Source organism: Leuconostoc sp. S50, assembly GCF_016624925.1.
GTDB lineage: Bacteria > Bacillota > Bacilli > Lactobacillales > Lactobacillaceae > Leuconostoc > Leuconostoc pseudomesenteroides.
Window position 1 is genome coordinate 503,779 of record NZ_JACVUE010000001.1, and the last position, 19,103, is coordinate 522,881.

Consider the following 19,103-nt stretch of genomic DNA (forward strand, 5'->3'; position numbering starts at 1 on the left):
CTTTTTAATCTAGTTGTAAGGAAGTAACATGCAAAAGAGCGAGAATCATTTTTTTAAATTTGAACGTGAAGCAACTTCAAATGATTATCAAGTGTTAAACCAAATGCTTGATCATTTTCAAGTGAGCGCTTTTTTCGAAAATAACACAGGGACAGAAATTTTTTACGCTTTTGGATCAAAAAATTCGTGGCAAACATTGCCTCAAAAAGTTAATACGTTGGTGTTCGGTGCTAATACTTTTGATGGTCAGCATTCAAAGGGCGAACTAATGAATGGTTTTTGGTTTGAACCTGAGATTATTGTCTCAATCAGTAATGGTCGTATACAATCCAACGATTTGAATCTGGATAATATCTTAGTAAATTACCAGCAAATCAGCACTACGAAAAGGGTGAAAATTAAAAATATCGTGTCTGAAACAGATTGGGTTGGGCGTGTAGCTGACTTAATTAAAAATCTCAACGATATAGGATGTCCGATGGATAAAGTAGTGTTTGGTCGTCAGGAAATGATTGAATTGTCCGAACAAATTCGCATCTCTTCTCTGCTAGAAGCACTAAAAAAGGAACACGGCGTATATCATGTCATCTTGAAGCGGGAAAATGAAGTTTTTGTCACTGCCACACCTGAACGTCTCGTATTCGTCTCTCAGGGTGAAATACAAACAGCGGCTGTTGCCGGTACTGCACCTCGCGATCCTGATCCAAAACGTGATCACGAATTCGGCAACAAATTATTACATAGTTTAAAAAATCAGCGTGAACATCAGTTTGTTGTTGATAGTATCAAAATGAAATTAGAAGCGATAACAACGCAGTTAAATGTACCATCTAATCCAATACTGTTACAAAATAAACAGGTTCAGCATCTTTACACGCCGATTAGTGGCACATTGTCTGCAAATATGTCTGTCAAAGACCTAGTTGATAATTTACATCCAACGCCAGCTTTAGGTGGTGTACCACAAAAAGAAGCTTTACAATACATTGCGCAGCATGAGCAACAACCTCGTGGCTTATTTGCAGGACCAATTGGTTATGTCACAGCCGATAATACGGGTGAGTTAGTAGTGGGTATTCGTTCAATGTATTGTGAACAGACCCGTGCACGTTTATTTGCTGGCGCCGGTATTGTTGCCGGTTCAGAAGCACAAAAAGAATATGACGAAACGGCGTTGAAATTTAAGCCAATGCTACAATTGTTAGGAGAATTAACGCATGATTGATGCTTTAACATACAATACCAAACACTTAATTGGCGCTTTAGTAGCTGGAGGTGTTAAATATTTTGTCCTTTCTCCGGGGTCACGTAGTACGCCAGTTGCATTATTAATTGCTGAGTATGTCAAGTATCATCCAAATGTGAAACTCTATGTTGATGTTGATGAACGATCAGCAGGCTTTTTTGCGCTAGGAATTGCTAAAACGACATTATCACCCGTGGTTCTACTAGGTACTTCAGGGACTGCTATTACAGAATATACACCGGCAGTAGCAGAGGCATCAGTGTCAGAAGTACCACTGATTATTTTGTCAACTGACCGGCCACAGGAATTACAATATAATGGTGCGCCACAAACATTACCACAGCAAAATATATTTGGAAAATTAACGAAAGCAGATCTCGCTTTTAATTTGCAGGAGACACACCAAGACATAACTGAATATATTGATTTTGCAACACAAAAGTTTGTTCATTTGGCGAATACGGCACCTTGTGGGCCAGTGCAATTTAATTTACCGTTACGCAAACCTTTGATGCCAACATTAGGAAATCAGGATAACGTGTTAGTTAAGCAACTATCCTTTTCAAAACCATCTCAGATTAAAATTGACATACCACCAATCACAGCAAAGCGTGTGTTAATTCTTGCCGGTCCAAATGTTGCAGAATCATATAGCGATGCTTTATTGACATTTTCGCAACCCTACCATGTGCCAGTGATTGCGGATATTTTAAGTCGTGTCCGTACCCCAGAAACGATTCATGGTATTGATTATTTGTTGAAATTTGATCAAGTGACCGACGAGTTAAAACCAGATTTAGTCATTAGATTTGGTAAAACGCCAGTTTCTGCGAAAGTTTTGCAATGGCTAAAGCATGACAATATTGAGACTTGGCATGTTGATTTAAATGCTGGAACTGATCATTCACGACATGTTTCTCGTGCAATTTTAATGCAACCATGTGACTTTTTGAGGCAAGCAAAAGTGGTGCTTAGTGAAGAACAACAAGCGTTCGAAACAAACTGGCAATTAATCAACCAAAATGATAAACAATTAGTACATGAAATGGCGATTGTGTCAGTATTAGATCGTGCTGTATCGCCAAAAACACCGATTTTTGTTGCCAATAGTATGCCCATTCGCGATATGGATGATTTTTTTACGGGTTTTAATACACAAACAATCTATGCTAATCGTGGGGCAAATGGTATTGATGGTGTTATTTCAACAGCTTTGGGGATGAGTGCTACGACAAAACAACGTAGTCTATTATTGACAGGCGATTTGACACTTTTTCATGATATGAACGGTTTAATGATGGCCCGAAATTATCAGTTACCGCTTGATATTATCGTCATTGATAATAATGGTGGCGGTATTTTTTCATTTTTGCCACAGGCTGAAGCAACAGAATACTTTGAAACACTTTTTGGGACACCGTTAGAATTAGACATCAGTAAAATTGCATCATTGTATCAGCTGTCGTACGTATTATTAAAGCAACCGGAAGATCTGCAAAAGGTGCTTAACCAACCAACAGACGGCACGAGAATAATTGTTTATCCAAGTAATCGCACTCAAAATGTGCGTGATCATCAAAAATATATTGGAGAAAGCCTATGGTGATCAACAACTATCCCTATCAGATTTTTCTAACTAAAAATGATGCACGTCCATGTCAGTGGCTACTATTGCATGGCTTTATGGGATCACATCATGACTTTGATGATATCAAATCGGATTTGCCCGGTGAAGTTTTGACAGTTGATTTACTTGGTTTTGGTAGTCGGGTGCCAGAAGTCGTCGATGTGAGTCGTTTTGAGCTGGCTAATCAAATTGATGATTTAAGATCAATTTTGGTTTCACTTCATTGGCAAAATGTTAATTTGCTAGGCTATTCAATGGGTGGTCGCTTGGCGTTAGGATTTGCTTTAATGTACCCCGATTTGGTAAAAAATCTTTATTTAGAAAGCACCACAGCGGGACTCAAAACTGTATCAGAAAGACAAGCAAGAATAACTGCGGACGAGATTAAGGCGCAAGCTATTTTAGAGGATTTTGCAAAGTTTGTTGATGAGTGGTCTCAACTCCCATTATTTGAAACGCAACAATTGTTATCATCATCAAAAAAAGACCATATTCGGCAACAACGCTTGTCACAAAACCCAACAAATGTCGCTAATTCATTACGAAAAATGGGAACAGGGTCACAGCCTGATTTTTGGTCGAAGCTGTCGGATTTAGAAATACCAACGCAAGTGATTATTGGCGAATTAGATAATAAATTTAATGCTATCGCCAATCAAATGGTCCAATTAATTCCCCACGTTCAAAAAACAGTCATTCCTAATTCCGGACATAACACTCATGTTGAGCAACCAAAGTTATTTGTTGAGGCATTAAATGTATCAAATTAAAAGTGTGACACTCACGCCGGTTATTTTGACCTTAAAACAGTCATTTAAAACGGCCCATACAGAAACAAAACGGCGACCATTAACGATTGTACAAGTGACATTATTTGATCATCTGACACAGCAAGACGTTATGGGATATGGCGAAATACAATCGTTTGATGATTTCACTTATGCGCCAGAAAATCAAATCATGAGCTTGTCAATTGTCCAAAATATTTTATTGCCTCAGCTGCAGGACTATCAGTTTAAGTCGCCCGAGGAGTTTGCTGGTCGTTTAAATACGCTAACAGCGTACGGGTCATTTGCTAAATCAGGACTTGAAATGGCAATCTGGGATGCTGTTGGTCATTTGAAAAAGAAATCTTTGCAAAGGCTCATTGGTGGCACAGGAACAAAAGTACCAGTCAGTGTCGCAATTGGATTGTCAGATGATTTTAAGGCTATGATGCAAGCGCAGTACCAACGTCATAAGTTGAAAATTGATGGCGCTACGAATGATTGGCAAAAGTTGATTGATTTATTGCTTGATTACCCCAATCAACATTTTTCTATTGATGCCAATTGTAGCTTTCGTGATGAAGACTTTTCCTTTTTAGCCGCGTTGCCTGATAATGTTGATTTTATTGAGCAGCCTTATAGCGCTAACGATTTTGTTAAACATGCGCAACTACAAGCCCGTATTCAACAACACTTGAGTCTAGATGAATCCGTCAATAATATAGATGATATCGCCACAATGCTTGACTTACACGCCGCCGACGCGCTAACTGTTAAGCAGGGCAAAATAGGGGGCATTTCAAATGCTATTATGGCGATCAAAATGGTTGATAAGCCTTGGATTGGCGGTATGTTAACGAGTGGGTTAGGACGAAGTGTTGATTTGGCGCTAGCAAGTTTGCCAAACATTGCTTTTCCAAGCGATATATCCGACAGTAGTCGCTATTTTGAACGGGACATCATTAAAGAAAAGTTAGTTGTTGATCGTGGTTATATCACAGTGCCAACAGGATTTGGCATTGGTGTGACAATGGATTTTGATGCCATTGCTGATATGCAGTCTGCCAACACAATTAACGTACAATATTAAAAGGAAGAACGCTTATGACAGAAAATTATGCAGAAAAGATGTTGGATGCCTTATCTAGTGGACAGCTAGACACGGCGCAAAAATTATTTGCACAATCATTGCGTCATGATAGTGATGAAATGATTTATAGTTTGGCCGAAGAATTATACGCGTTAGGATTTTTGAATCAGTCGCGCAGAGCCTACAAAAAATTATTAGATAAATTTCCCGATGAGGATGACATTCGTACTGCTTTGGCTGACATCGCCATTGAAGATGGTCAAATTGATGAAGCCCAAGACTACTTAGCGCAAATCAGACCCTCATCACCGTCTTATTTACAAGCGCTTCTTGTGAAAGCCGATATTTATCAAACTGAGGGATTGAATGAATCGGCTGAGTTAAGCCTGTTGCAGGCAGAAAAAATCGCACCAGATGAAGTAATTATTCAATTTGCATTAGCCGAATTTTATTTTGCTAATCAGAGTTATCATCAAGCCATTCCACGCTATCGGTCGTTGTTACTGAAAGGTGAACGTGAAATTAGTCGCGTTGATTTGGTTGCTCGGATTGGGGTTGCGTATGCACAAATTGGAAATTATGAAAACGCAGTGGGTTATTTGGAACAAATTAAACCTGAGCAAATGACGTTAGACACACAGTTCCAGTTAGGCGTACTATATCAAGAAAACGATCGTGAAAATGATGCAATTAAGCTGTTTAACAGTATCTTGGAATCTGATCCTAAATATACCTCTATATACCCATTATTGGGACAAGCGTATGAACATCAGCAAGATTTAGATCATGCATATCGTACATATCAAGCTGGTATAGCCCAAGATGAGACGAATACACTTTTGTACCGTTTGGCTGGGTTGGCGGCAGACAAGCAAGGGGATTTAGCGGCTGCACAATCCTATTATCAAAAAGCACTAGCATTAGATGAAAATGATGTGATGACTATTATTGCGTATTCTGAGTTACTCTTGTCACAGCATTTGTATGAAGAAGATGTCCAATTAATTGAGAAATATATTGCTGAGGACGTTGTTGACCCACAGTTTTACTGGGATTTGGCAAGGGCGTATCAAGCCTTAGGTCAAGATGATAAGGCTAATAAATACTGGCAAGAAGCAGCACCGTTTTATGACGATGACGTAGCATTTTTGCACGATTTGGTTGACTGGTATCATGAGCAAGGGATGCGTGAACAAGAATTAGTCACAATGAAACAATATTTAAAGATTGCACCTGATGATGACGACATGCAAATGCGCCTTGAAAGTGTCGAATATTAAACCCACAATTGTCTTTTATTTGATAAAATAAGATGATATGAAAATTGATAAATTACCACAAGAATTTGTACAAGCGCAACCTATTTTAGCTACCTTAGAGCAAGCTGGCTATGAGGCTTATTTTGTTGGTGGTTCTGTTAGAGATACACTTTTAGGTGCGCCAATACATGATGTTGATATTGCCAGTAGTGCTTTTCCCGAAGAAGTTAAAACCTTGTTCAACCGGACGGTTGATACAGGTATTCAGCATGGCACTGTGATGGTGCTTGACCATGGTGAAGGCTATGAAATTACGACATTTCGGACGGAGTCAACCTATACTGATTTCAGGCGGCCGGATAGTGTGACATTCGTGCGTAGTTTATCCGAAGATTTGAAGCGTCGTGATTTTACGATTAATGCTTTGGCAATGCGTCATGATGGTGAAGTTGTCGATTTATTTGATGGCTTATCTGATATGAAAAACGGTATTATTCGCGCTGTTGGTGATGCAGAAACACGTTTTACTGAAGACGCGTTAAGAATGATGAGAGCGCTAAGATTTAGTGCCCAACTAGGCTTTCGTATAGCAGATGATACACGTCAAGCGCTACGTGATTTGGCACCTAATCTAACTAAAATTGCCGTAGAGCGTATTCGGGTGGAATTTGAAAAAATGTTAATGGGCTTCAATGCCGCTGAAAGCTTAAAATTGGCTTTAGATGATGATGTTATCAACTACCTGCCAGGTGATCCATTGAAAATTTGGGATAACATCATTCAACATTTAGCAACACATCAACCTGCTGATGCTTTCGCAGTTTGGTCGCTGGTATTGGTTGAAACAGATTTGACTTCATCTCAAATCAATCGTTTTTTAAGAAATTGGAAATTGAGCCGAGAAACAATAGTGACGGTAATGACTGTTGTGCCACTAGCTCGCCAAATCGATAAGGTTTCCACTTTTGATTTGTACCAATCATTTCCCTACAAAAAAACGTTGTTTGAACTTTTAACAATGCTGGGTGTTTCAAACGGGACAATTGGGCAGATAAGGCATATAATAGATATGTTACCGATTACAAATTCGTCAGAATTAGCTATTCAAGGCGGCGATTTAATTCGTGAAGGTGTTATGACACCCGGTCCTAAGTTAGGTCAATGTCTGAAAAAAATTGAGTACGCAGTGGTCAATGGTGACCTGCAAAATACCCGTGAATCGCTGATACAATACGCCAAGGAGCAGGTAAATGACGACAATTAAAATGGTTTGGGCACAGGATAAAAAAAATGCGATTGGCAAAAATGGTAGTATTCCATGGCACATGCCTGATGATTTAAAACTTTTCCGTGACGAAACGATGAATACACTAATGATTATGGGACGACCAACTTGGTTGAGTATTGGGCGGCCGCTTCCTAACAGAACGAGTGTTGTGATGACTACGGACCCAAGTTGGCAGCCAAATTATTCTGAAGTAAAGGTTGTGCGTTCACTTGATGAAGCGTTAGCACTCATTAAGAAAGAATCTCGTGATATATCCATTGCTGGTGGATCGGTTGTCTACAAAGCATTTATGCCATACGCTACTGATCTCGTCGTCACTAAAATTGACGGTATAATTGACGGTGACACATTTGTTGCGCCAATTGATTTGTCACAATTTAAGCTGACCGCTAGCGAGGCACATCCCAAAGATAACAATCATGATTACGCGTATGTAGTTGAACGATACAAACGCAAGTAAGGAAAGAACATGTCAAATATTAAAATAGTAACCGATTCAGCTGTTGCATTGACACCTGAAGAAATAGCCTTTTATGATATCAAAATTGTACCGCTCTCCGTCCAAATAGACGGCACCGTTTATGAGGATGGCGTGACGATACAACGTGATGAATTTTTAGAAAAAATGGCGGTTAGCAAGAATTTGCCACAGACATCACAACCATCAATTGGTGCGTTTCAACTCGCCTACGATGAAATTCACCAAAAATATCCCGATTCAGAAATTTTGAGTATACACATGTCTTCAGGACTATCGGGGACAGTTCGTGCCGCTGAACAAGCAGCAGCTTTAACAAGTGCAAAAATTACGACATTTGATACATTAGCTGCAGATCGTGCGCAAGCATTCGTTGTGTTGCAAGCTGCCGAGATGGCAAAACAGGGGGCATCAATGGCAGAAATCGTGCCAGCCATTGAGCAGGCTCGAGATGAGTCTAATATTTATTTGAGCTTCACTTCCTTGACAAATATGGTTGCCGGAGGTCGCTTGAGTAAAACACAAGGTATTATTGGTAACCTCTTGAATATTAAGGTCGGTGCAGGTGTGACACATACTGATGGCACTGTCGACGTTTTATTGAAGGGACGTGGCATGAAAACTATTGCTAAATTCAATAATAACGTGATTGCAAAAATGCAAGAATACAAAGAGATGGTAGCCATTGGTATTTCTCATGCTGGTATTCCGGAGGAAGCGACACAATTAGCCGATAGATTAAAAGCAATTTGGCCGGATTTGGAAATTCCAGTTTTGAACACGACGCCAATTATATCAACACATACAGGTGTAGGAGCACTGGCAATTTTGTATCGCGCCCGTTGATGAATAATTATCTTAAAAGCGAGTCTAACTCGCTTTTTTTGTAACTAACGCTTTTTTAGTCTATAATAATTACCAGTAAAGTTTCAGGAGAATTACGAATGCGAAAGGTACTAATCAGCTTCATTGCCATCGTGATTGTTGGTGCTGGCGTACTTTTTGGTATTAAAAACTGGCAACATCATTCACTCAATCAATCATTGTCAAAAACTAAAAAAGTGTCACATATCAATTTGGTAGCATTAGGTGACTCGTTAACAGAAGGTGTTGGTGATACACAGAAATTGCAAGGTTATTCTGGCAGAATTGCTAAAGAGCTTCGTGAAAAATATGATATTTCTGTGACCATGAAAAATTTTGGCAAAGCAGGTGACCGCTCAGATCAAATTGAAAAAAGATTAGCGTCACAATCAGATTTTCAAAACAGTCTTAAAAATGCAGATGTATTAGTCATGACAGTGGGGGGTAATGATTTACAGCAATTGTTACTGAAAAATATAACAGCTTCTTCGCCAAAAGCATTGTCTGAAGCAGTTATTAAAGGCAAAGTGAACTATCAAATCAGGTTAGCAAAATTGCTAAAAACGGTTCGTGGTTATAACAAACAAGCGCCAATCTTTATTTTTGGTAACTATAATCCGCTCTACGTTCACTTTGCTAATCGTGAAGATTTCAATGATGATGTTAAAAAATTCAATGCTATTAATGCTAAATTGGCAACACGAGATGGTAATGCTTATTATGTCAGTTCGTTTGACTTGACATACGGTCAATTCAAGACAAAGTCACAACGCCAAAAACTTGTTAAGCAAATTGAAAATGATAGTTTAGAAAAAAATGCAACGAAAACCATGACGGCTGTTTTGACGGGACAAACAGGCGTTGACAATAATTGGATTTCAAAGGACGATAATTATCATCCGAATAACAAAGGGTATCAATATATGACATCACAATTATTTCATGTTATGAAGCGAGAGGAAAAACATTGGTTAATCAAACACTAAAACGACCAGTTATGACACCAAAAAAAAACCGTTCAATCTGGTTTTGGCTCTTTTGGGTATTAGTAGCTGGGCTTGTTCTGACCAGTCTTTGGTTCTTTCACCAAGCGTCTGGTCCGGTTAAATATGTTGATAGTAAATCAAAAATTGCTAAATCGGATGCCACCTTTGATATCACATTAAACAAAAAACAAATTAACGCCCTAGTTGCCCACTACCTTAACGATTCTGACAATAGCGGTTTCACATTTGATGTTTCAGACCAAGTTATGATGTATGGCAGCACCAAGTTTTTAGGGCAAAAGTTTAACTTTGGTATGGCGCTGGATCCGCAAGTCACCACTAATGGGAATATTATTTTAAAAGCAAAATCATTAGCAATCGGTAATTTATCGCTGCCTGTATCAACTGTCATGAGCTTTGTTCGGTCAAGTTATGATGCACCAAAATATGTGACTATCATGCCTAAGAAAAAAGAAATATTTGTTGATATGAGTCAATTACCAACGACACAAGGGCTAACATTTCGGGCCAAAATCATTGATATGAAAGCAGATCAATTTGTATTTGAAGGAGGCTTAGTAGATGAGAAAAAGTGATCGCTCTTTTTATAATTGGTTAATGACCAATCGTAATCCAGTGGCTGCTGATGATGTGCAGCAATTTGCTAACAACGCCTTTTTGGATTCTACATTTCCTAAACAAAGCACAGATTTTGATGATATTTCTAAGTATTTAGAAGAAAATACGACTTATTTGATGAGCATGACGACGTTTGATGAAGCGTGGTCAATGTATATTGCAGATCGATAAAGAGGAGCACGCTCAAAAATGGCACAAATTATTCAATGGTTTCCTGGTCATATGGCTAAGGCCTTCCGTTTAATGCGAGAAAATTTAAAATTAGTAGATGTTGTCTTTGAACTGGTTGACGCAAGAATCCCAGAAAGCTCACGTAACCCTGAGATTGATAAACTCATTGGTCAAAAACCACGATTGTTGATTATGACGAAGGCAGACTTAGCTGACCCAGAACAAACCCGGGCTTGGAAAAAGCGATTCGAAGAACAGGGGTATACAGTTTTGGTGCTGGATACGCGTGATCCACGCACACCGCAATTAGTCACTAAAGCGGCTAGAAGGGCTGTTGAAGCAAAAAAAGAAGCCCAGTTGGCACGTGGTATCCAAGATCAACCAATACGTGCAATGATTACTGGTGTCCCCAATGTTGGTAAATCAACGTTGCTAAATCATTTAGTGATGAAAAATGTTGCACCGACTGCCGATCGACCAGGTGTCACCAAAAAAGTGGCTTGGCTGAAAACCCCAACTAAGCTAGAATTACTAGACTCGCCAGGTGTTTTGTGGCCAAAATTTGAAGATCAAACAATCGGTATGAAATTGTCCTTAACTGGTGCTGTCAAGGATACAATTTTTGCCAAAGATGACGCTGCGCTTTTTCTAATTGCTTTCTTCAGGCAGTATCGTCCTGAAGCCGTGATTGAACGTTATCATTTGTCGGCCGATATTTTCGAGCAAGAAAATGTCGATGTATTACTAGCAATTACGACAAAACTTGGTTTCAAAGATGATTATGATAAGGCAAGTGAACGATTATTAAACGACTTGCGAAAAAATAAATTAGGTGCATTTACACTGGATTTGATTGATGTATGAGTGAGACAATAAAAGCAATTCAGACACAACTTAAAACAATTTTACCTGATGATGAACGGTTATTAGTTTGGCGGCAAGATTCACGTGTGGGCGTCCAAAAAGCCGTCCAATCTTGGCAGAAAAACCAAGACAGGATGGCTGAAAAGCATGATGCATTTTTACACAGATTTGATATTGAAAGCCAATATTGGGCACAAGGTTACCGTAATATTGCAGGGATTGATGAAGTAGGTCGTGGTCCATTAGCAGGACCAGTAATTGCAGCAGCTGTTATTTTACCTCATCATTTCGACGTTATGGATGTCATTGACTCAAAACAATTATCAGCTGAAAAGCGGGAAGATTTGTATGAAAAAATCATGACACAGGCTCTGGCTGTTGGCATTGGAGAGGTTGATGCCAACATCATCGATGACATCAATATTTATGAAGCAGCTCGCATGGCGATGACGATTGCTGTTTCTAAATTACAGCTGAAAGCCGAGGTGCTATTGATTGATGCCATGCGGTTGGACCTTGATATCCCGCAAGAATTTCTCATTAAAGGTGATGCACGGAGTAATAGTATTGGCGCTGCTAGTATCGTGGCAAAAGTCACTAGGGACCGTTTAATGACTGACTATGGTCTAAAATATCCTGGGTATGGTTTCGAAAGAAATGCCGGTTACGGTACAAAAGAACATTTGCAAGCCATTGCAATGAATGGCATCACGCCAATTCATCGCAAAACGTTTGCACCCATTAAAGATATGCAATCATCAATTGCAAAAACACCAAGAGACTGACAGCTATTAGCCAGTCTCTTTTTTGGATGACCACTGACTGAAAATGAGTGCGTGGTGCGTTTTCTGTAAAACCATGTGAAACCATTGCTGTTGATAGTCGAGTTGACCATTGCAGAGAAACCAAAATCGCTTTGAAAAATAATTGCGGTGAATAAAATGATAAGTGTTCACCTCTCATGAGAGCAGCGATATGGATTGTTTTGATTTCTTGTTTGACGCGGGGGACGAATGTCAGTGCACCTCGTAATCCGTAGACAAAGGTCGTTGGTAAATGCCACTTTTGCTCTAGGGTATTTAATAAATCCACCATATTAGTTGTAAATGAAAAGGCGGCACCAAGATAAATGTAAGCTACAATACGGGTCGCCATAACAATTGCCATGTTGTGAGTGCCATACGTACTAAATGATGTCCACGCCCCTAAAACGGGCAAAATAGGCATTAGCACGAGCAATAAATAGCGTTGCCATGTTAATCTTGATAACATTAAATAAACTGCCGCAATGATGGCTACTATAAAATTAATACGCGCATTCAATATAAAGGTCAGTTCAATACTGACGATTAAAATAAAGACGAATTTAACACCGGAATTCATTAAAATTGCTCCTGATAGTATAATGTTTGATGATCAAGGTGTAGATGATAATTAACAACTGGTAATAGGGCATCTAATTGGTGACTAATAATAATAAAACGCTGTTTACCTTGAGTTGAAAGTTCTTGTAATATTTCAGCGACCACACGTACGGAGGCGACATCTAGCCCAGCAATTGGTTCGTCAAGCAACAACATTGGCGTGCCGACTATTAGCATCAGTAGTAGTTGTAATTTTTTCTTCTGACCGCCAGACAGTTGATAGACAACGTGTTGCCGCAGATGGAGGAGGTTAAGACGCGTGAGAAAATGATCAATTTTTTGGGGTGACCAAAATGCGCGTTGTTGACTATGTTGATAACTCAATGTTAATTCCTCATCGACAGTCATTCTAAGGAACTGGCGCTCTGGGCTTTGAAACGATAGTGCCACTTCTTGAACATATTGTGCAACTTTTAATTTTTGAATATTTTTTGATTGATAAGTTATCTGCCCATCAAAAGATTTCAATTTAGTTAACGCATTAAATAAAGTTGATTTGCCGCTACCATTTGCGCCAGTCAGGAGGGTAATTCCGGGTGCGCCAATAAGAAGTTGTGGCACCGTTATCAAAGTCTTTTTTTCGTTCAATAACTTGAAATGATTTAGTTCAAAAACCCCTTCACTGATTGTTTTAAAAGTATGATGTTGTGGCTTTGGAAGTCGTTGAATAAATTGAGTATGATCAAGTGCTGATATTTTATGATTATGAATTTCCCACACATTGTTGACAATATCTGAATAGCCTGAAAAATCGTGATCCGCAACAAGAATTGAAACACCATCAGCCTGCAATGTTTTTATTTTTTTTAAAATTTCCTGCCGTGCTGTCATATCAACATTAGCGAAAGGTTCATCTAGTAGTAACAATTTACTTTTCATCGCAACAATAATTGCCAAAGCAACTTTTTGTTTTTCACCACCTGATAGTGTGTTCATTTGTTGATTGGCTAGTTGTTTGATGCCGACAAATTTAAGCGCCGCTGTTGCACGTTCAGCTATTTCATCAGACGGAATTTGCAAGTTTTCTAGTGTAAACGTCAATTCCTCAAAAGGGGTAGGCATCGCAAACTGTGTGTCGGGATCTTGAAATAAAAAACCAACATACTGCGCTCTCTGATTAGCTGGTAGCTGGCTGATGGCGGTATTGTCAACCAAAACAGTGCCTTTAAGTTGAGGAAACAGGCCAGCAATAATTTTTAACAAAGTAGATTTACCAATACCCGATGGTCCAATCAAAAGGTTGAAACTATTTTCTTGAATGGTCAATGTCAAGTCGTCAAAAATTTTTGTTTTGCCATAGCTTAAATTAAGGTGTTCTAAAGTAACAATCATGGTTTATGGTATCCTATGTACGCGGAAAAAACCGCTTTATCTGTATTTATCTGTTTTTTTTGCTATTGTAAGTACATCGCTAGTCGTCGCCATATTGATTTTGCTATAAACCATTACAGGTATGTCTGTGATTTCGGCCGCAACTTTTGGTAATTGTGCTAAAATTGCCATCAATTGATCGTAATCGCCTTCTAATGTCGATTCAAACGCACCAACTTGGTAATTAACACCGCTAGCATCAATATAAGCAATGACATGATCAACAATTTTAATCACATCATTTTCGTTGGCAGTCATTGGCAAAACTTGTACTGCAATACTTGAAATCATGAGATCACCTCTGATTGATGCGTTGTCAAAATACCTGATTTAGCAATTAGCTTCTGTGTGAAGTAAACAATGACACCAGCAAAAATTGCCGATGAAATCAGGCGTGTGATAAATAGACCAACTAACAGACCTAATGAATATTGGGCATAGCCATTGCGAAGCAAGTCCCAACCAAAGGTGACAATTGTGACGGTAATGACAGAAGCTGTTAAGCTAGTTTTATCCCAACGTCGATATCCAAAAATAGCAAATCCAATTTCAGTTCCGAGCCCCTGAATGGCACCAGCAACGATATTCATGACACCCCATTGTGAGCCAAAAATCATTTCAATAGTACCTGCAAGTGTTTCGCCAATAATCGAAGCTCCGGCACGGCGAATAATGTATCCCGCCATTGGACCAGCCATTAGCCATGGACCAATTGTTCCATCGTTAGCGTATGGACTTAAACCCATAGGTGTTAATATTGCTGCAATAACATTATAAGCAAATGCCCAAGCCCAGAAAATAAAGCCGAAAAACACCGCGATGAGTGCGATAAAGATGACGTCACGAAGTGACCATTTTGTATGCATGTTGCACACCTCCGAATTTGTTGTGAAAACACCGCCATGAGGTTAGACATACAAAAAGCCAATCTTCGTGGGAAGATTGGCTTTGATATCATATCAATTAAAAATACTACAACAGACTGAATTGGTAGTTTGTCTGTATACAATCAATATTAAAGTAAATCTCCCTACGCTAGTATAATCTAGATCAGGTTATATGGGTATTATCTCAGCCGTTTGGCACCCCAGATTTTGGTGTTTTCAATTGTTTGTGATTAACTCACAAACAGAGTGTACCACAATCCATTTTTGCCTGCAAGCGGTGAAAGTCGTTTGGCTTGCAAAAATGGTCCTTATGGGTATACTTATTATTCATGAGTTGCAATTAATAAGTTATGTTTAGGAGTTGTATTGAGATGCTTTATTTTATTGGATTGGCTGCTGGATTCTTATTAGCTAATCAAAGTGCTATTAATGCAAAATTAGGTGCAGCGGTGCGTTCACCATTTAGGTCGAGTTTAATTTCATTTACAGTCGGGACAATATTTCTCATCGCCGTCTTTTTTGGGACTAGTCAACATATTGTTCCTATTGGCACTGTTTTATCTCATAATCCGTGGTGGATTTGGTTGGGCGGGATTTTGGGTGTCTTCTTTTTAACATCTAACATTTTAATGTTTCCTAAATTAGGGGCAATCCAAACGATTATTCTGCCAATTTTAGGCCAAGTTTTGATGGGAGAAGTGATTGATATTTTTGGGCTTTTTGGGGCACAACAACATCCTTTAACCTGGCTAAAATCGATGGGAATTTTGATTTTATTCTTAGGTATTTATATTGCTGTTGTGTTGGCGAGCCGAGGATTTGCTAAGGTTGAAGAAAAAAGTGACACAGATCATGAAAACGCCGTTGCGTTGAATTTATGGCGTTTATGGGGGATAGTGGCAGGTGCTATTTCAGCCATTCAACAAGCCATCAATGGCCACTTAGGACAATTAATGCATTCCTCAGTCGGTGCCTCGGTGTTTTCTTTTTTGACAGGCACCATCTTGATTTTTTTGGTTGTCATGGTTCGTGACAAGTCTCTTTTACCCAAAACATTCCATGCTAATGAACAGCCATTTTGGTTGTTCATTGGTGGCGTATTGGGCGCTGCGTTTGTTTTCGCAGCCGCCTATTTAGTGCCACAACTGGGAGCAGGAGTAACGGTGACTTTGGGATTATTTGGTTCAATCGTTGGATCAATGGCTGTCACACAATTTGGATGGTGGCGTTCACCACAAAGACAAGTGACGCGGGCACAAATATTTGGTATTATGGCGATGGCAATCGGTGTGCTACTGATAAAATTTGGATAAGGAAAGTCAGCGCATAGCTGGCTTTTTTGCTATACTTGTAGGAGTAAAAAAATTTTTTTAGGAAACATTATGGATAGTATTCATCTTTCGCCACGCCTTGAAGCTGTGGCTAAGCACGTGCCACAAGGCGCAATAATTGCTGATATCGGTTCAGATCATGCCTATTTACCTGCACATTTACTCTTGACCAATCATGTCCAGCATGCCATAGCTGGTGAAGTTGCTCAGGGACCGTTTGAAAATGTCCAACATGAAATTAACAAACGACATCTGAATGGCAAACTTGAGGCGCGATTAGCGAATGGTCTAGCCGCTATTGATACAGCTGATAAGGTTAACACAGTTGTAATTGCTGGCATGGGCGGCATTTTAATTCAAGACATTTTGTCAGCTGGTCAGTCAAAAAAACATGAGTACAATACTTTGATTTTACAACCAAATACTGATGAGAATGTTGTCAGATCATGGTTAAACAACAATCACTATTTGATTATAGCGGAAGATATTGTTCAGGAAGGTTCGCATTTTTATGAAGTGATTGTTGCAACACCTGGTGATTCAAAATTATCTGATCGTGAGATTGATTTTGGTCCGTATCTGTTGCAAGCAAAATCACCAATTTTTGTCGCCAAGTGGCAAAAAGAATGTGACCGCATCCAACTTATTTTGGAACATTTGAAAGATTCAGGAAACCAAAGTACAGTAGCTTATAAGAAATGGCAAACGAATTATGATCGCATCAAGGAGCTGATATCGTGATTGCACAAGAATTAATTGATCAAATTGAACAGTTTGCGCCACTATCATTGGCAGAAGCAGGGGATCCCACCGGTTTACAAATTGGCAACCCTAATCAACAAATTAATCGCGTTATGACTACGTTAGACGTGCGTCCAGAGGTTGTCAAAGAAGCCATTGCTGCTAAGGTAGACTTTATTTGGGCACATCATGAGGCAATGTTTTTTCCAGCCAAAAACTTAGACCTATCTGTTCCACAAAATCAAATGTATGCAGATCTTATCGGGAATCAAATTGTCGTTTATGCATCACATACCAATTTGGACAGTGCTTTTGGTGGGATGAATGATTGGTTATCCGCTGCGCTAAATATTGAGGACACAGTGCCTTTAATCCCTAATGCAGATGGCAAAACAGGATTAGGACGAATTGGTAAGTTAAATAAACCATTGACAGTGGCTAATTTTGCGAAACAAATGCGTGATATTTTTCACGTTGAAGCTGTTCGTGTCATAGCCAATGATCTTAATCGTGTCATTTCAACGGTGGCAGTTCTAGGTGGAGATGGGGGTAAGTTTTGGCCAATAGCTAAACAATCAGGGGCTGATGCTTTTGTTACTGCTGATGTATATTATCATGTTGGCCATGACATCTTAGCAGATGATTTTGTAGTCATTGATCCGGATCATCACATGGAAGCCATTGCTAATCAAAAAATGGCTGATCAAGTAAAAGTATGGTGTGGTGATCAGCTCGATGTTTTTGCCACAAAGATGAATACAGATCCTTATACTTATATTTTGGGACCGTCCGGACAGCAGTAGTCGACCAAAAAGGAGTGAAAATATGACAAAATATCCAGAACTAACAGAGCGATTTTTGAAGTACGTCAAAATTGATACGCAGTCAGACGAAAATTCAACAACAGTGCCTTCTTCACCAAAAGAAGTGGCATTTTTAGCTGAATTGGCTGAAGAACTAAAGCACATTGGTCTTGAAAATGTGCGTACTATGCCTGATGGTTATGTATTTGCCGAACTGTCAAGCAACATTGACAATGCTAATGTACCTACAATCGGTTTCATTGCTCATGTGGATACTGCTGATTTTAATGGTGCTAATGTGAAGCCACAAATTGTTGCTGATTATGATGGTCAATCACCCATCAAGCTTGGGACAAGTGGTTACGAACTAAATCCGTCTGAATTTCCGAGTCTAAAAAAATATGTTGGACACACGTTAATTACAACAGATGGGACGACACTTTTGGGTGCTGATGACAAAGCTGGGGATGCTGAAATTATCACAGCAGCAGCATATTTAATTGCTCATCCAGAAATCAAGCATGGTGATTTACGTTTTGCGTTTGGTCCTGATGAAGAAATTGGTATTGGCGCAGATAACTTTGATGTTACTGCTTTTGGTGCAGATTTTGCATACACGATGGATGGCGGTCCATTAGGTGAATTAGAGTGGGAAACCTTCAACGCGGCGGCCGCTACAATCGATATTAAAGGTCGTAATGTGCACCCAGGAACAGCTAAAAATGCTATGATTAACGCTATTCAAGTAGCATTTGATTTTCACGCAGAATTGCCTGTTCATGATCGGCCAGAACACACTGAAGGCGTTGAAGGTTTTTGGCATGTTATCTCAATCGAGGGCAATCCAGAAGCGGCAACGTTGCGTTATATTGTGAGAGATCATGATCGTACTATATTTGAAACACGTAAGCAGAAGTTAATGGATATCGCTGCAACTTTTAATCAAAAATTTGGTGAGGATCGAATTTCAGTGACACTTAACGATCAATATTACAATATGGGAGAAGTGCTCAAAAATGATATGAAATCGGTTGAGTTAGCTGAAGAGGCAATGAAAAAGTTAAACATTAAGCCTATCATTGAACCGGTTCGTGGTGGCACAGATGGCTCAAAGATTACTTTCTTAGGGCTACCAACGCCAAATATTTTTGCAGGTGGCGAGAATATGCACGGTCGCTTTGAATATGTTTCCACGACTGTTATGGAGCAGGCAACAGATGTTATTTTGGAAATCGTGACATTGGCCGCTGCAGAATAGTAATAAAAA

The 19,103-nt window shown here is 39.3% G+C and carries 21 protein-coding genes and 1 riboswitch; of the genes, 17 read left to right on the plus strand and 4 right to left on the minus strand.

From position 1 onward, the window contains the following. Positions 1 to 28: 28 nt before the first annotated feature. From IAE53_RS02380 to IAE53_RS02440, 13 genes are all read left to right on the plus strand, one after another. Positions 29 to 1,225, plus strand: a complete 1,197-nt coding sequence (locus tag IAE53_RS02380; protein WP_148422908.1) for an isochorismate synthase MenF — start codon at positions 29 to 31, stop codon at positions 1,223 to 1,225. After that, entirely contained in the window at positions 1,218 to 2,852 is a 1,635-nt protein-coding gene (gene menD, locus IAE53_RS02385; protein ID WP_148422907.1) for a 2-succinyl-5-enolpyruvyl-6-hydroxy-3-cyclohexene-1-carboxylic-acid synthase, read from the plus strand. Before IAE53_RS02380 ends, menD begins: the two co-directional genes overlap by 8 nt. Beyond that, positions 2,846 to 3,643, plus strand: coding sequence for a 2-succinyl-6-hydroxy-2,4-cyclohexadiene-1-carboxylate synthase (menH, locus tag IAE53_RS02390; protein WP_148422906.1), 798 nt, complete (start codon positions 2,846 to 2,848; stop codon positions 3,641 to 3,643). Before menD ends, menH begins: the two co-directional genes overlap by 7 nt. Then, a complete protein-coding gene (locus IAE53_RS02395; protein ID WP_148422905.1) occupies positions 3,630 to 4,730 on the plus strand; it encodes an enolase C-terminal domain-like protein in 1,101 nt (366 codons plus the stop codon). Before menH ends, IAE53_RS02395 begins: the two co-directional genes overlap by 14 nt. A gap of 14 nt (positions 4,731 to 4,744) precedes the next feature. Beyond that, the gene (locus tag IAE53_RS02400; protein WP_148422904.1) at positions 4,745 to 6,010 is read left to right on the plus strand and encodes a lipopolysaccharide assembly protein LapB; all 1,266 of its coding nucleotides are present in this window, start codon (positions 4,745 to 4,747) and stop codon (positions 6,008 to 6,010) included. A 37-nt stretch (positions 6,011 to 6,047) separates the two neighbouring features. Then, positions 6,048 to 7,253: a CCA tRNA nucleotidyltransferase gene (locus IAE53_RS02405; protein WP_200135894.1), complete on the plus strand. Its 1,206-nt coding sequence runs from the start codon at positions 6,048 to 6,050 to the stop codon at positions 7,251 to 7,253. Next, positions 7,240 to 7,737 (plus strand): dihydrofolate reductase, encoded by a 498-nt coding sequence (locus tag IAE53_RS02410; RefSeq protein WP_148422902.1) that lies wholly within the window; start codon positions 7,240 to 7,242, stop codon positions 7,735 to 7,737. The genes IAE53_RS02405 and IAE53_RS02410 overlap by 14 nt, the downstream gene beginning before the upstream one ends. 9 nt (positions 7,738 to 7,746) lie before the next feature. Beyond that, a complete protein-coding gene (locus IAE53_RS02415) occupies positions 7,747 to 8,601 on the plus strand; it encodes a DegV family protein (protein ID WP_010278404.1) in 855 nt (284 codons plus the stop codon). Between the two features lie 98 nt (positions 8,602 to 8,699). After that, positions 8,700 to 9,605: an SGNH/GDSL hydrolase family protein gene (locus IAE53_RS02420; protein WP_200135895.1), complete on the plus strand. Its 906-nt coding sequence runs from the start codon at positions 8,700 to 8,702 to the stop codon at positions 9,603 to 9,605. Next, a complete protein-coding gene (locus tag IAE53_RS02425) occupies positions 9,587 to 10,201 on the plus strand; it encodes a YpmS family protein (protein WP_148422900.1) in 615 nt (204 codons plus the stop codon). Before IAE53_RS02420 ends, IAE53_RS02425 begins: the two co-directional genes overlap by 19 nt. Then, entirely contained in the window at positions 10,188 to 10,415 is a 228-nt protein-coding gene (locus tag IAE53_RS02430) for a YozE family protein (RefSeq protein ID WP_010278410.1), read from the plus strand. Before IAE53_RS02425 ends, IAE53_RS02430 begins: the two co-directional genes overlap by 14 nt. Positions 10,416 to 10,433: 18 nt before the next feature. Beyond that, the gene (gene ylqF, locus IAE53_RS02435; protein WP_139967958.1) at positions 10,434 to 11,279 is read left to right on the plus strand and encodes a ribosome biogenesis GTPase YlqF; all 846 of its coding nucleotides are present in this window, start codon (positions 10,434 to 10,436) and stop codon (positions 11,277 to 11,279) included. Further along, positions 11,276 to 12,064, plus strand: a complete 789-nt coding sequence (locus IAE53_RS02440; protein WP_200135896.1) for a ribonuclease HII — start codon at positions 11,276 to 11,278, stop codon at positions 12,062 to 12,064. Before ylqF ends, IAE53_RS02440 begins: the two co-directional genes overlap by 4 nt. Here IAE53_RS02440 and IAE53_RS02445 read toward each other — a convergent pair. The 4 genes from IAE53_RS02445 to IAE53_RS02460 are packed head-to-tail and all read right to left on the minus strand — an operon-like array spanning position 12,021 to position 14,940. Further along, entirely contained in the window at positions 12,021 to 12,662 is a 642-nt protein-coding gene (locus tag IAE53_RS02445) for an energy-coupling factor transporter transmembrane protein EcfT (RefSeq protein ID WP_148422898.1), read from the minus strand. The two genes, IAE53_RS02440 and IAE53_RS02445, sit on opposite strands and share 44 nt — an antisense overlap. Further along, entirely contained in the window at positions 12,662 to 14,035 is a 1,374-nt protein-coding gene (locus IAE53_RS02450) for an ABC transporter ATP-binding protein (RefSeq protein WP_148422897.1), read from the minus strand. Before IAE53_RS02450 ends, IAE53_RS02445 begins: the two co-directional genes overlap by 1 nt. Before the next feature lie 36 nt (positions 14,036 to 14,071). Then, entirely contained in the window at positions 14,072 to 14,365 is a 294-nt protein-coding gene (locus IAE53_RS02455; RefSeq protein WP_010278420.1) for a thiamine-binding protein, read from the minus strand. Next, positions 14,362 to 14,940: an ECF transporter S component gene (locus IAE53_RS02460; RefSeq protein WP_200135897.1), complete on the minus strand. Its 579-nt coding sequence runs from the start codon at positions 14,938 to 14,940 to the stop codon at positions 14,362 to 14,364. Before IAE53_RS02460 ends, IAE53_RS02455 begins: the two co-directional genes overlap by 4 nt. A gap of 144 nt (positions 14,941 to 15,084) precedes the next feature. Then, positions 15,085 to 15,174, minus strand: a riboswitch (TPP riboswitch). Positions 15,175 to 15,332: 158 nt separating this feature from the next. On the opposite strand from IAE53_RS02460, the gene IAE53_RS02465 reads away from it, so the two are divergent. The 4 genes from IAE53_RS02465 to pepT all read left to right on the plus strand — a co-directional run bounded on the left by IAE53_RS02465 (position 15,333) and on the right by pepT (position 19,094). Then, complete coding sequence (locus IAE53_RS02465) at positions 15,333 to 16,274, plus strand: DMT family transporter (RefSeq protein WP_188352631.1); 942 nt, start codon at positions 15,333 to 15,335, stop codon at positions 16,272 to 16,274. A gap of 69 nt (positions 16,275 to 16,343) precedes the next feature. Beyond that, a complete protein-coding gene (locus IAE53_RS02470) occupies positions 16,344 to 17,033 on the plus strand; it encodes a class I SAM-dependent methyltransferase (protein ID WP_148422894.1) in 690 nt (229 codons plus the stop codon). Beyond that, positions 17,027 to 17,836, plus strand: a complete 810-nt coding sequence (locus IAE53_RS02475) for a Nif3-like dinuclear metal center hexameric protein (RefSeq protein WP_148422893.1) — start codon at positions 17,027 to 17,029, stop codon at positions 17,834 to 17,836. The genes IAE53_RS02470 and IAE53_RS02475 overlap by 7 nt, the downstream gene beginning before the upstream one ends. Before the next feature lie 22 nt (positions 17,837 to 17,858). Next, a complete protein-coding gene (pepT, locus tag IAE53_RS02480) occupies positions 17,859 to 19,094 on the plus strand; it encodes a peptidase T (RefSeq protein WP_148422892.1) in 1,236 nt (411 codons plus the stop codon). The last annotated feature ends 9 nt before the right edge of the window (positions 19,095 to 19,103 follow it).